Raw genomic sequence first — 12,776 nt, forward strand, 5'->3', positions numbered from 1 at the left:
CAAGGCGCTCTTTCCGCAGCCTCGACGGTGCCGCCGCCTTGTCCCTTAAGGTTGGAACGGGCGGCAGGGATCTTAGGCAGCGGTCGTTGCATCGCTGGCGAAATCCGTAGAGAGGGCGAGTTCGCGCCAGGCAGCAAGTTCCGTTTCGACGCTGGCATGCTGAGCCTCGATCATCGCCACCGTATCGCTGCCGAATGGCATGCGCAGCGGGGGATTGGCTGAATTGACCATTGTCATGATGCCGCCAGCGAGTTTGGCTGGATTGCCGGGCTGGGCATGGTTGGCGTCAACGGCGAAGTTGCGCATATTACCGGCCGGTGTGCCCTCGTAATCGGCGATCGAAGCCGGGCTGATCGCCAATGAATTGTCGGCGAGGAAGTCCGTGCGGAAGAAGCCGGGCTCGACGATCGTCACCTTGATGCCGAAGGGCTCGAGTTCGGCGGCCATCGATTCGGAGAGGCCCTCGACGGCGAATTTCGTCGAGCCGTAGACGCCCCAGCCGGGATAGCCGAAATAACCGCCTATCGAGGAGAAGTTCAGCACGTGGCCGGAACGCTGGCGGCGCATATAGGGCAGCACGGCACGTGTCACCTTCAGGAGACCGAAGACGTTCGTGGCATAGAGTTTTTCGATCTCTTCGGCCGTGGCTTCCTCGACGGCGCCGAGCAGGCCGTAGCCGGCATTGTTGGCAAGCACGTCGATGTGGCCGAAGCGGGCGATGCCGGCAGCCGCGGCCTCCTTTGCCTGTGCCTCGTTGGTGACGTCGAGGGCGACGGCAAGCAGGTTCGGATGATCGCCGAACTGCTCGGTGACGGTCTTCGGGTTGCGGGCGGTGGCGATGACGGCATCGCCTGCTGCAAGGGCTTCCCTCGTCATCAGAGCGCCGAAGCCACGGGATGCACCAGTGATGAACCAGACTTTCATAACGAATTCCTTCCAGAACTATTCGGTTGGCGTCGCATCTCTGTGCTGACGAGTTGAATTTGACCGAAAATCCTCTGATGTATAAGATTCGTTATTCTTGAAACTATGATGAGTGAAATTCAGCAATGCGTGCTGCCGAACTTTCCGAACTCGCAGCTTTTGCGGCCGTTGCGCGGCATAAAAGTTTCCGCAAGGCGGGCGAGGAGCGGGGTGTCACAGCCTCCGCGGTCAGCCACGCCGTGCTCAATCTCGAAGATCGGGTCGGAATCCGCTTGCTCAACCGCACGACGCGCAGCGTTTCGCTGACCGAGGCAGGCGAGCTCCTGATCTCGCATCTCGACCCTGCCTTCGGCGAGATGGCAGGCGCGCTCGATGCGCTCAACCGTTATCGCGACACGCCCTTCGGCAAGGTGAGGATCAACGTGCCGAATTCGATCGGCCCCTTCGTGATTGGCCATGTCATCGGGCCGCTGCTCAAGAAGAATCCCAACCTGCAGCTGGAAATCAACGCCACCGACAGGCTGGTCGATATCGTCGATGAAGGCTTCGATGCCGGGATCCGCTTCGGTGAGCGTGTCACCGAAGGCATGATCGCGCTGCGCATCAAGCCGCGCATCCGCCTCGTCGTCGTCGGCTCGCCAGCCTATTTCGAGACACGTCCGAAGCCGGAAACGCCCCACGACCTCAAGCGGCATCTCTGCATCCAGAACATGTTTCCATCGGGCGCGCGTTATGCCTGGGAATTCGAGAAGGACGGCCAGACGGTCAGCTTTCAGCCGACCGGGCCGCTGTCGCTCGACGATCACGAGCTGATGATGCAGGCGGCGCTTGATGGCGTCGGCCTTGCCTATGTCTGGGAGCCGCGGGCGGAAAAGGCAATCGCCAGTGGTGAACTGGTCCAGGTGCTGGACGACTGGTGCCAGCTGGAGGAATCGCTTTATCTCTACTATCCGAGCCGCCGCCATATGTCGGCGGGCTTTAGGGCGGTCATCGAGGCGATGCGCGCGGCGTAGGGCTGACAGGCAGGAAATCTGTGCCGCGGGCGCCATCAGCGCGCAGGCTGGCGATCGTTTGAAGCGCTTCAAAATAAACCGTCAGGTCGCGGGCGGGATCCGCGGGGAGAGCGGCCGCACGGAACACTTTGCCTCCCGTCGCCTCGATGCCTCCGTCGATCATCAGGTTGTCGGACATGCCGTGATTTTCGATCGCGATGCCGTCCGGTCCGCGTGGGCGCCCGCTCGTCTCATCGATATCAAGCCCCGCATACCAGATGGAACGAACACGCAGGCCATAGTCATCGGGGTGATTGGTATAGGCGAAGACCGCTTTTCCGAGCGCAATCATGAAGCCGATCTCATAGACCGTACCCGGATCGGCGCTGACGCCTCGAAAGGGAGTGATGTTGGCAAGGCAGATCTCGGCACGACGCATAGCGGTGTCGTTGCGTGCGTAGATCTCTGCAGCCGTGCGCTTCACCGGCGTCTGGTTTTCGTCGCTGCCGGGGCCGGTCGGCTCGAAGCCGAACTGGCGTGCTAAACGGCGTTTTTCGGCCATGACGGGCATGGCATCCGGGAGAAAGACTTCCGGGCCGGCAAGATAGATCGTGGTCATCGGTATCCTTCACTCACATGCGAGACGATGTGCCGGGCTGGGACCGCCAGGCACGGAATCCATTTCCGACGGAAGCACCGCAAATGGCAAGCCATGCCGGCAGGGAGTTTGCCCAATTTTTTGAGAAGCAGCCTGAAGAGCCCGCAGTGAACGGGCAACTGCCGGCCTTCGTTCCAGGCGCAGCGGAAGGTTTCCGGAGGAGCTGCCATGTCTCCGTCATCCGAGCGCCGCCACATGATGGCAGGCTTCGGAGCGATCATCGAGGCGATGCCCGCGGAAAAAGCTTGAGGTTTGCGTCTGTCACCCTTTTGACTCCGGTGAGCGAACCGGCCAAAGATGCGGCCATGGCCAGGATCGTCGGGAGAGGTTGATGAACGGTCGGAATTCGCCAGCTGGTATTCGAGCCCCCAGGCGGCTCGCATGTCTGTTCGCCGCTTTGGCGACCACGCTGCTGCTGACAACGGCGGCGGTCGGGCAGGACATCGGGCCGCAAAGCCAGACTTCGCGCGAGCAGGTCGAAAAGCTCGTCGGCCTCTGGAAGGATCATTTTGCCGGCGCCGACAGCCTGCAGCAGCGGCGCACGGCCTTCAAGGCGCTGATGGAGGCGACGCCGGGGCCGACGCGAATCCAGCTTCGGCAGATCGATGCCGATGGCGTCAAAGCCGAGCTGATGTGGCCCGCCCGTCTTCATCACCCGATTGGTGAAAGGGTGATCCTCTATATCCACGGCGGCGGCTTCTCCGGCGGCTCCATCCGCACCCACAGCCTGCTTGCCGGCTCGCTCGCCAAGGCTGCATCGAGCGACGTGCTCCTTATCGATTATCGGCTGATGCCGGAATATGGCTATCCCGCGCAGATCAACGACGCGCTGACGGCCTATCGCTGGCTTCTCGACAACGGTTATGACAACGGGAACGTGGTCGTGGCGGGAGACGGCGCCGGCGGCAATATCGCAATCGAGACTGTTCTGCGGCAGATGCAGGCGGCAAAGCCGTTGCCGGCGGCTGTGGTGGCGCTCAGTCCCATCACCGATCTGGCCGCGACAGGCGGATCGATGACATCCAATGCCGCAAGCGATCCTCTGGTCGATAAGGCCTGGATCGAAACCCTCCGCAAGCCCTATCTCGGCCGCCGGCCGCCGACCGATCCCCAGGTGTCGCCGCTTTATGCCGACATGAAGGGCTTTCCGCCGCTGCTCTTGCAGGTCGGCTCCGGCGAAGCTCTGCTTGATGACACGCTGCGGCTCGCCGACAAGGCGCGTCAGGCCGGTGTGGATGTCACCACCGAGATCTGGCCGGGCATGCCTCATCAGTGGCAGCTATTTCCCTCGCTGCTCGATGACGCCGATCGAGCGAGTCAGAACATCGCCGAATTTGCAATCCGGCATTTTGCTGACAGGCCGAAGGAGTAGGCGCTGCGGCCTTCTCAATCACCGCATCATTGCGATGTGCCGTGGGCTGGCGCAGGCGCCAGAGGCCGCTCGACCTCACGGCCGACGCTGAGCGCCTTTCGCACATTCGGCTCCAGCCGCTCGATATAGGCATGATCGGGGGCAGCACCCAGCGCATCCAGCATTTTCGAGAAGAAACACCGGGCCGCTGCTGCCGCAGTGACGTCGAAGATCTCGGCATCGCCCAGCCCATGTTTCTTCAGCCCGTCTATATCCTGCTGCGTGATCGACGTCGCATCGCGCGCCACCTTGGCGGCAAAGGCCATGATTGCGCGTTCGCCGGCATCGATCGGCGCCTTTTCCGTCTCGTTGACGACCGCCGTCAGCCCGTCGCTGGTGAAACCTTCGCGCAGCAGTACGGAGCCGTGCGCCAGCATGCAATAGGAGGATTTCAGCTCCTTGGCCGCCGCCAGCGTCACCAACTCGTAGCGCCTGAGGCTCATATGGCTGCGAATGCTCGAAAGCAGCGCTCCCCAGCTTTCCATCACCTCAGGCCGGTGGCCGAAGGCACGGTACATGTTCGGCAGGTAACCGTAACTCGCCTCCGCCGACGCATACATCGACGTTGTCTTCTCGCTGGCGGATGCATTGGGAGTGTGAATGAAAGCCATGGCATGGTCCTCCTCTACTGCGAGAAGGATAGGGTAGATATGCAGGACAGCAATCCAGAAATATCAGGCAGCGTCACTGCTCGCAGAAGCGTTACCAGTTCTCTCGATGGGAGGTTGCGGTGAATGTCGATCCGCATCCTCTTGCACGTCGAACCTCGCCCATGGTCGGCGGCTCCTTTGGGCAAGCCGTGGCGTCGGTTCGGCTGCTCCTTGCCTTCACGGGAAACACCTTCAATGATCTCTTAGTCGTGCGCCAAGCACGATTTTGCAGGTCGCAAAATATCGACACATGTCTCTCAGTCATGGTCAGATTTTAGATCGTTCCAATTTTTAGGCAGAAAATTCGACGATCCAGAAAGCCGAATTTCGCTGTGCATACTTCTATCAGGCGCCTGTCTGTGCAGATTTCACTTGACAGAATTGGAACGTTCCAAATATTTAACGATCAGTCTACGTTGATCGTGTGGAGGAAAGAGTGACCAAGGCGCGGGTAACCGTCATCGACATCGCGAAGGCCGCCGGCGTCTCGAAGTCGACGGTTTCGCTGGTGCTTCAGGGCTCCTCCCTGGTCAATGAAGGCACGCGTTCCAAGGTCAACGCGGTGATGCGCGAGCTGGGCTACGTCTACAATCGCGGCGCAGCTAATCTTCGGCAGGCAGGTGCCAAATCAAGGATCATCGGCGTCGTCGTGAACGACCTGACGAACAGCTTCTTTGCCGAACTCGCGGTCGGCGTCGACATGGTCGTTCAGTCGGCCGGCTTCGTGCAATTCCTGTCGAACACCGGTGAGAGCATCGACCGGCAGCGCGAAGTTGTTGCATCGATGCGCGAACATGGCATTTCCGGCCTCATCGTGTCGCCGGCGCGCGCCACCGATGCCGCGGACTTCAAGCCGCTCGTTGCGGCGGGGATTCCTGTCGTGGTTGTCGTCCGAAACCTGCCCGGCGCCAAAGTCTCATCCATCGTCTCCGACAACCAGGCCGGCATGATGTCCGCGGTTCAGCACCTGGCAGGACTCGGTCATAAACGCATCGCCTTTCTCGGCGGCTTTCCCGATACCGCTGTCTTCGACGACCGCCTTGCCGGCTACCGAAGTGGCGTCGAGGCAGCCGGGCTCGGCTTCAATGAAGAACTCGTCATCGCGTCCGCGCCCTCGCGAGCGGGCGGGGTCGAGGCGATCGGAAAAACGCTCGGTCTTGCCGACAAACCGACCGCGGCCGTCTGCTTCAACGATGCCGTCGCCTTCGGTGTTTGCGATGGATTGCGCGCGCGCCGTCTGGAGCCCGGCTCCGACTTTGCCGTGGTGGGCTTCGACGACGTCATCGAGGCCCAGGCGGCGGTTCCGGCGCTGACAACAGTCTCGGTCGATCCGCAGGGCATTGGGCGCCGCGGTGCGCAGATGCTTCTCAAGCAGATCAACGCCGGCAAGGCCGAGGCGGAGACGGTGACGACAGCCGTTCGGCTGGTCGTTCGCGAGAGCTGCGGAGCCGGCATGAGCGTCAAAACCAAACAGGACTTTGCGTGATGCCAATGAAGAAGCATCTTACCCCGGCCGAAGCGGCCGCGCTGATCCCGGATGGCGCTGTTGTAACGGTATCGTCCTCGAGCGGTCTCGGTTGCCCTGATCTGATGCTGAAGGCGATTGGCGAACGTTTCGATGCGACCGGCCATCCCCTAGGCATTACGACCCTTCATCCGATCGCTGCCGGCGACATGAGCGGCATCAAGGGCGTCGACCACATCGCCAAGGGGGGGCTGCTCATGCGCATCATTGGCGGTTCCTATCCCTCAGGTCCGTCGTCATCGGAGCCGCCGCTGATCTGGCAAATGATCACCAACAACGAAATCCCCGCCTACAACATTCCCTCTGGCATCCTGTTCGACATTCATCGCGAAGCCGCCGCGAAGCGGCCGGGTGTCCTGACCAAGGTCGGCATCGACACCTTCGTCGATCCCTGGCGGCAGGGCTGCGCGATGAACGAGTTGGCTGCGGAGCATCCGGTGGTCAAGCGCGTCAGCTTCGAGGGTGACGACTGGCTATTCTTTCCCTCGATAGTCCCCCAGGTCGCCATCATCCGCGCCACCACCGCCGACGAGCGCGGCAACCTCACATATGAACATGAAGGCGCCTATCTTGGCGGCCTCGATCAGGCGCTGGCCGCACGCAACAACGGCGGTATCGTCATCGCCCAGGTCAAGCGGATCACCAAGGAGGGCTCGCTGAAGCCCCATGACGTCCGGGTGCCTGGAATGTTGGTCGATTATATCGTTGTCGATCCCGAGCAGAAGCAGACGACGCAGACTGGGTACGATCCCGCGATATCAGGGGAGATATTCCGGCCGCTCGATAGCTTCAGCGTTCCGGAGTTCAATGTCCAGAAAGTCATCGCGCGTCGTGTCGCAAGGGAACTTCAGGCGGGAAGTTGCGTCAATCTCGGCTTCGGCATCTCAGCCAACGTACCGCGGATTCTGCTGGAGGAGGGGCTCCACGGCGCCGTCACCTGGGTCATCGAGCAGGGCGCGGTCGGCGGCGTGCCGCTGCTCGACTTTGCCTTCGGCTGCGCGTCGAACGCCGACGCCTACATGCCGTCTCCCTATCAGTTCACCTATTTCCAGGGCGCAGGCTTCGATGCGTCGCTGCTCTCCTTTCTCGAGATCGGCAAGGACGGCTCCGTCAATGTCTCCAAGCTCTCGTTCCGGCCGCATGTGACGGCGGGTGCCGGAGGCTTCGTCGATATCACAGCGCGGGCGAAGAAGATCGTCTTCTCCGGCATGTTCAATGCCGGAGCGAAGCTTTCGATCGCCGATGGCGCCCTTCTGATCGAGAAGGAAGGCAAGCTGAAGAAGCTGGTGAATGAGGTCGAACACGTGACCTTCAGCGGCAAGCGCGCGATCGAGCAGGGGCAGGATATCACCTATGTCACCGAGCGGTGCGTAATGAAGTTGACGCCTGACGGCATCGTCCTCACCGAGATCGCGCCCGGCGTCGATCTCCAATCCCACATCCTCGATCAGTCCGAGTTCCCGTTGATCGTCGCGCCCGACCTGAAGGTCATGGACGCCGCGCTCTTCCAGGAGGCTGAGATCGGCCTGTCGCTTCCGGCAAAGAGGGCGCGGACACTGGAGGGTACCTTCAATGGCTAGCGGAATAGTGAAGGTCGACGTCGAAGGACACGTCGCGACGCTGACGATTTCTCGCCCGGAAAAGCTCAACGCGCTCGATCTCGACATGTTGAAAGCCTTGGCGGATGCCGCCGACGAGGTGGAGGCGAACGCGAATGTGCGCGCTGCCATTCTCACCGGCGAGGGGAAGGGCTTTTCCGCCGGAGGCGATATCAAGGCCTGGGGTGGAATGCTGCCGCAGGAATTCGGTCACGCCTGGGTGCGGCACGGCCACCGCATCTTCGAAAGGCTGGCGACGCTCCGGGTGCCGCTGGTTGCGGCACTGAACGGCCACGCTCTCGGGGGAGGGCTTGAACTTGCAGGGGTCGCGGACATTCGTCTTGCTGAGGAGCAGATCAAGATCGGTCTGCCGGAAACCGGCCTTGGCATGGTGCCGGGCTGGTCCGGGACCCAGCGTCTCGTGCGTCGCTTCGGGGCGCAGGTCGTACGACGCATGGCTCTGGGCGGCGAGATCTTCACTGCCGAACAGGCGCGCCTGCTTGGCATGGTCGATGCGGTCGTTCCGACAGGAAACTCGCTGGCCGCCGCCAGGGAATATGCCGAACGAATTGCTGCAAGGGGACCTGCCGCCGTCGAGATCGTCAAGTTGATGATTGCATCGGCGAACGGCGAAGACAACGGAACCGCGGTCGAAGCCTTGGGTTCGATCCTCGCCGCCAAGACCGGCGATCTCAAAGAGGGCGTCGCGTCGTTCAGCGAGAAGCGCCCGGCAACGTTTAAGGGAGAATGGTAATGACGGTCCTCGTCAACCCCACCGCGCTGAGCGACCACAAGGCGCGCGATTTCAGGATGCTCATCGACGGCAGATGGGAAGCCGGCGCTTCCGATCCGATCGCGCGTGTCGCGCCAAGCCATGGCGTCGTGGTCAGCCGGTTCCCGACCGGCAGCAGGAAGGATGCCGAGCGCGCCATAACAGCCGCGCGCAACGCCTTCGACCTCGGGCCATGGCCTCGAATGACCGCGTCCGAACGTTCCGCCATCCTGCTCAGGGCTGCCGATCTGATCGCGGCACGTGCGGAAGAACTGGCATTTCTCGATGCTATCGAGGCAGGAAAGCCAATCACACAGGTGCGAGGCGAAATTGCAGGCTCCGTCGACATATGGCGCTATGCGGCTGCGCTCGCCCGCGATCTCCATGGCGAAAGCTACAACACGCTTGGCGACGGCACGCTCGGCGTCGTCCTGCGCGAAGCGATCGGCGTGGTGTCGATCATCACGCCCTGGAATTTTCCCTTCCTGATCGTCGGCCAGAAGCTGCCATTCGCCCTGGCCGCAGGCTGCACGACCGTGGTCAAGCCTTCGGAACTGACATCGGGATCGACGCTCGTTTTGGGCGAGATCCTGCAGGAGGCAGGCATTCCGGATGGCGTCGTCAATATTGTCACCGGTACGGGACCTGAGGTCGGTGCGGTCATGACGTCTCATCCCGACGTCGACATGGTATCCTTCACCGGCTCGACCGGTGTCGGAAAACTGACGATGTCGAATGCCGCGCAGACGCTGAAGAAGGTCTCGCTGGAACTGGGTGGAAAGAACCCGCAGATCGTGTTCCCGGATGCCGATCTCGATGCGTTCATCGACGCCGCGGTCTTCGGTGCATATTTCAATGCCGGCGAGTGCTGCAATGCCGGCTCGCGGCTGATCCTTCACAAATCAATCGCTTCCGATGTCGTCAAGCGGATTGCCGAGTTATCGAAGGCCGTGAAAGTCGGCGACCCGCTCGATCCTTCGACGCAGGTCGGCGCGATCATCACGCCGCAGCATCTGGAGAAAATATCGACATATGTCGCCGGTGCAAGAAGCGGCGGCGCACGGGTCGCTCATGGTGGCGAGACGCTTGACCTTGGCATGGGGCAATTCATGTCGCCGACGATCCTTGAAGCGGTCACCCCGGATATGGCGGTGGCGCGCGAGGAAGTCTTTGGGCCGGTCCTTTCGGTCCTGACATTCGAGACGTCAGCCGAAGCGATCGGGATTGCGAACTCGATCGACTACGGCCTGTCGGCCGGCGTCTGGAGCCGCGATTTCGACACGTGCCTGACGATCGGCCGGTCGGTACGGGCAGGCACGGTCTGGATGAACACCTTCATGGACGGCGCCTCGGAACTGCCCTTTGGCGGCTACAAGCAAAGCGGCCTCGGCCGTGAACTCGGCCGCCATGCGGTCGAGGACTATACGGAGACCAAGACGCTCAACATGCATATCGGCAAACGCACCAGCTGGTGGATGCCGCAGACGGAAAAGCCGGCCTAGCCGGCGGTCGAACTACGCTCGAGGAGGGCGGGTGATTGGTGCGGGAATGGGTCCCGCATCTTCCAAACTGGAACTGGGAGGTTCTTCGATGAATAGGTTTTTAAGTTCGGCGGCTATTGCTGTTGTGATGATGGCTGGTCTTGGTGGCGCGCAGGCAGCCGACGTGAAGGAAGTGCAGATGCTGCACTGGTGGACGTCGGGTGGCGAGGCTGCGGCTTTGAACGTGCTGAAGCAGGATCTGTCGAAGGAAGGTTTTGCCTGGAAGGACGTACCGGTGGCCGGTGGCGGCGGTGACGCGGCGATGACGGCGCTGAAGGCGATGGTGGCGGCCGGCACTTATCCGACGGCCTCGCAGATGCTGGGTTATACCGTGCTCGACTATGCCCAGGCCGGCGTCATGGGCGACCTGACGGCGACGGCGAAGAAGGAAGGCTGGGACAAGTCGGTGCCGGCGGCGCTGCAGAAGTTCTCCGTCTATGACGGCAAGTGGGTGGCAGCCCCCGTCAACGTCCATTCGGTCAACTGGCTGTGGATCAACAAGGCGGTCATGGACAAGATCGGCGGCAAACAGCCGAAGAGCTTCGACGAGCTGATCGCGCTGCTCGACAAGGCCAAGGCCGCAGGCGTCATCCCGTTGGCGCTCGGCGGCCAGAACTGGCAGGAAGCGACGATGTTCGATTCGATCGTGCTGTCGACCGGCGGACCGGAGTTCTACAAGAAGGCCTTCAACGACCTCGACGAGGCATCGCTGAAGTCCGACACGATGAAGAAGTCGTTCGACAACCTCGCCAAGATCGTCAAATACGTCGATCCGAACTTCTCCGGCCGCGACTGGAACCTGGCGACCGCCATGGTCATCAAGGGTGACGCGCTGGTGCAGGTGATGGGTGACTGGGCCAAGGGCGAGTTCGTCGCCGCCAAGAAGAAGCCGGATGCCGACTTCCTCTGCTACCGCTTCCCCGGCACCGAAGGCAGCGTGATCTACAACTCCGACATGTTCGGCATGTTCAATGTCCCCGACGACCGCAAGGCGGCGCAGGTGGCGCTGGCAACGGCAACGCTGTCGAAGAGCTTCCAGTCGGCCTTCAACGTCGTCAAGGGTTCGGTGCCGGCGCGCACCGACGTTCCCGACACCGACTTCGACGCCTGCGGCAAGAAGGGCATCGCCGACCTGAAGGCCGCCAACAAAGGCGGCACGCTGTTCGGTTCGCTGGCCCAGGGTTACGGCGCGCCTCCGGCAATCGCCAATGCCTATAAGGATGTCGTCTCGAAGTTCGTCCACGGTCAGATCAAGACCTCTGACGAGGCCGTCAAGCAGCTCGTCCAGGCGATCGACGACGCCCGCTAAAACGATAGCGCATGCCTTCCCCGGTCAACCGATCGGGGAAGGCCCTGATGCCGATGACTTTCCGGAGATGAGCCAATGAGTTCTGTCGCGACCACAGAACCCGCGATCACAACGCGCGGGACAAGAGCGTCCATTCGCGGGCGGCTGCAGGATGCACTGCCGAAGATCGTGCTGGCGCCGAGCTTCCTGATCACCGTGATCTTCGTCTACGGCTTCATCGTCTGGACGGCGTATCTGTCCTTCACCAATTCCAAGACCTTTCCTTCCTATGCGCTGACCGGCACACGCGCCTATGAGCGGCTGTGGCGCTGGACCTTCGAAAGCGATCCGCCGTCCTCCTGGTATACCTCGATCACCAACATGGCGATCTTCGGCTTCCTCTATGTCGGTATCTGTTTGGCCCTCGGCCTGCTGCTCGCCATCCTGCTCGACCAGAAGATCCGCGGCGAGGGGCTGCTCCGGCCGATCTTCCTCTATCCGATGGCGCTTTCCTTCATCGTCACCGGGGTGGCCTGGAAGTGGTTCCTCGATCCGGGCCTCGGGCTCGAACAGACGCTGCACCACTTCGGCTGGACGAGCTTCCACTTCGACTGGATCAAGAACAAGGACTTCGTCATCTACACCGTCGTCATCGCCGGCGTCTGGCAGGCGTCCGGCTTCGTCATGGCGATGTTCCTGGCAGGCTTGCGCGGCATCGACGGCGAGATCATGAAGGCGGCGGAGATCGATGGCGCCTCGCCCTTCCAGCTCTACCGGCGCATCGTCATTCCGCTGCTGCGGCCGATCTTCCTGTCGGCCTTCATCGTGCTCGCCCATATGGCGATCAAGTCCTACGACCTCGTGGTGGCGCTGACCTCGGGCGGGCCGGGCGGCTCGGCCTGGCTGCCCTCCAACTTCATGTACGAATACACCTTCAAGCGCAACGAGATGGCCGTCGGCTCGGCCAGCGCTATCATCATGCTGATGACGATCTCGGCGATCATCGTGCCCTATCTCTATTCCGAACTGAAGGAGAAGGCCCGATGAGCAGCGTGACCTCTTCAACAGGAACCTCGGCAGCAACGCTTTCGCAGGCCAGCGACAGCAGGAACAACAATGCCCGCTGGATCGGCCGCATCGTCATCTACGGCCTGCTGGTGATCTTCGCCGTCCTCTACCTGATGCCGCTCTTCGTCATGCTGACCACTTCGTTCAAGACCATGGACGAGATCCAGAACGGCAATATGCTGGCGCTGCCGCAGTCGCCGACCTTCGATCCCTGGGTGAAGGCCTGGGGTGAGGCCTGCGTCGGGCTGACCTGCGCCGGCATCAAGGGCTACTTCTGGAACTCGATCAAGATGGTGGTGCCGGCGGTGGCGATCTCCACCATCATGGGGGCGCTCAACGGCTATATCCT

Annotated in this window: 12 protein-coding genes; 9 read left to right on the forward strand and 3 right to left on the reverse strand. The window is 61.8% G+C overall.

Annotated features, from left to right (window positions below; all coding sequences use genetic code 11):
- Positions 1-72 precede the first annotated feature (72 nt).
- The gene (locus EFB14_RS26435; RefSeq protein WP_126829479.1) at positions 73-924 is read right to left on the reverse strand and encodes an oxidoreductase; all 852 of its coding nucleotides are present in this window, start codon (positions 922-924) and stop codon (positions 73-75) included.
- Between the two features lie 125 nt (positions 925-1,049).
- Here EFB14_RS26435 and EFB14_RS26440 point away from each other — a divergent pair, with 125 nt between their 5' ends.
- Positions 1,050-1,937: a LysR family transcriptional regulator gene (locus EFB14_RS26440; protein WP_126829480.1), complete on the forward strand. Its 888-nt coding sequence runs from the start codon at positions 1,050-1,052 to the stop codon at positions 1,935-1,937.
- On the opposite strand, the gene EFB14_RS26445 is transcribed toward EFB14_RS26440, so the two are convergent.
- Complete coding sequence (locus EFB14_RS26445; protein WP_126829481.1) at positions 1,912-2,535, reverse strand: nucleoside 2-deoxyribosyltransferase; 624 nt, start codon at positions 2,533-2,535, stop codon at positions 1,912-1,914. The genes EFB14_RS26440 and EFB14_RS26445 overlap by 26 nt on opposite strands.
- A gap of 370 nt (positions 2,536-2,905) precedes the next feature.
- Here EFB14_RS26445 and EFB14_RS26450 point away from each other — a divergent pair, with 370 nt between their 5' ends.
- Positions 2,906-3,946: an alpha/beta hydrolase gene (locus EFB14_RS26450; RefSeq protein ID WP_126829482.1), complete on the forward strand. Its 1,041-nt coding sequence runs from the start codon at positions 2,906-2,908 to the stop codon at positions 3,944-3,946.
- A gap of 26 nt (positions 3,947-3,972) precedes the next feature.
- Here EFB14_RS26450 and EFB14_RS26455 read toward each other — a convergent pair whose 3' ends face one another.
- Positions 3,973-4,596 (reverse strand): carboxymuconolactone decarboxylase family protein, encoded by a 624-nt coding sequence (locus EFB14_RS26455; protein ID WP_126829483.1) that lies wholly within the window; start codon positions 4,594-4,596, stop codon positions 3,973-3,975.
- A 475-nt stretch (positions 4,597-5,071) separates the two neighbouring features.
- On the opposite strand from EFB14_RS26455, the gene EFB14_RS26460 reads away from it, so the two are divergent.
- The 7 genes from EFB14_RS26460 to EFB14_RS26490 all read left to right on the forward strand — a co-directional run.
- Positions 5,072-6,121 (forward strand): LacI family DNA-binding transcriptional regulator, encoded by a 1,050-nt coding sequence (locus tag EFB14_RS26460; protein ID WP_126829484.1) that lies wholly within the window; start codon positions 5,072-5,074, stop codon positions 6,119-6,121.
- Between the two features lie 5 nt (positions 6,122-6,126).
- Complete coding sequence (locus EFB14_RS26465) at positions 6,127-7,740, forward strand: acyl CoA:acetate/3-ketoacid CoA transferase (protein ID WP_126829495.1); 1,614 nt, start codon at positions 6,127-6,129, stop codon at positions 7,738-7,740.
- Positions 7,733-8,512 (forward strand): enoyl-CoA hydratase/isomerase family protein, encoded by a 780-nt coding sequence (locus EFB14_RS26470; protein WP_126829485.1) that lies wholly within the window; start codon positions 7,733-7,735, stop codon positions 8,510-8,512. The genes EFB14_RS26465 and EFB14_RS26470 overlap by 8 nt, the downstream gene beginning before the upstream one ends.
- Positions 8,512-10,032: an aldehyde dehydrogenase family protein gene (locus EFB14_RS26475; protein ID WP_126829486.1), complete on the forward strand. Its 1,521-nt coding sequence runs from the start codon at positions 8,512-8,514 to the stop codon at positions 10,030-10,032. The genes EFB14_RS26470 and EFB14_RS26475 overlap by 1 nt, the downstream gene beginning before the upstream one ends.
- Before the next feature lie 88 nt (positions 10,033-10,120).
- A complete protein-coding gene (locus EFB14_RS26480) occupies positions 10,121-11,380 on the forward strand; it encodes an ABC transporter substrate-binding protein (RefSeq protein WP_126829487.1) in 1,260 nt (419 codons plus the stop codon).
- Between the two features lie 75 nt (positions 11,381-11,455).
- Positions 11,456-12,406 (forward strand): carbohydrate ABC transporter permease, encoded by a 951-nt coding sequence (locus tag EFB14_RS26485; protein ID WP_126829488.1) that lies wholly within the window; start codon positions 11,456-11,458, stop codon positions 12,404-12,406.
- Positions 12,403-12,776, forward strand: a 374-nt coding sequence (locus EFB14_RS26490) for an ABC transporter permease family protein (protein WP_164737587.1), incomplete at its 3' end; no start/stop codon positions are given. The genes EFB14_RS26485 and EFB14_RS26490, both read left to right, overlap by 4 nt.

Origin of the sequence: Rhizobium fabae, from assembly GCF_003985135.1 — a bacterium.
Classification (GTDB): domain Bacteria; phylum Pseudomonadota; class Alphaproteobacteria; order Rhizobiales; family Rhizobiaceae; genus Rhizobium; species Rhizobium pisi.

Excerpts from the sequence above, each read along its gene's own strand:
- EFB14_RS26445 (WP_126829481.1), bottom strand. The coding sequence starts at position 2,535 with ATGACCACGATCTATCTTGCCGGCCCGGAAGTCTTTCTCCCGGATGCC.
- EFB14_RS26465 (WP_126829495.1), top strand. The coding sequence starts at position 6,127 with ATGAAGAAGCATCTTACCCCGGCCGAAGCGGCCGCGCTGATCCCGGAT.
- EFB14_RS26475 (WP_126829486.1), top strand. The coding sequence starts at position 8,512 with ATGACGGTCCTCGTCAACCCCACCGCGCTGAGCGACCACAAGGCGCGC.
- EFB14_RS26435 (WP_126829479.1), bottom strand. The coding sequence starts at position 924 with ATGAAAGTCTGGTTCATCACTGGTGCATCCCGTGGCTTCGGCGCTCTG.
- EFB14_RS26440 (WP_126829480.1), top strand. The coding sequence starts at position 1,050 with ATGCGTGCTGCCGAACTTTCCGAACTCGCAGCTTTTGCGGCCGTTGCG.
- EFB14_RS26480 (WP_126829487.1), top strand. The coding sequence starts at position 10,121 with ATGAATAGGTTTTTAAGTTCGGCGGCTATTGCTGTTGTGATGATGGCT.
- EFB14_RS26470 (WP_126829485.1), top strand. The coding sequence starts at position 7,733 with ATGGCTAGCGGAATAGTGAAGGTCGACGTCGAAGGACACGTCGCGACG.
- EFB14_RS26455 (WP_126829483.1), bottom strand. The coding sequence starts at position 4,596 with ATGGCTTTCATTCACACTCCCAATGCATCCGCCAGCGAGAAGACAACG.
- EFB14_RS26450 (WP_126829482.1), top strand. The coding sequence starts at position 2,906 with ATGAACGGTCGGAATTCGCCAGCTGGTATTCGAGCCCCCAGGCGGCTC.
- EFB14_RS26485 (WP_126829488.1), top strand. The coding sequence starts at position 11,456 with ATGAGTTCTGTCGCGACCACAGAACCCGCGATCACAACGCGCGGGACA.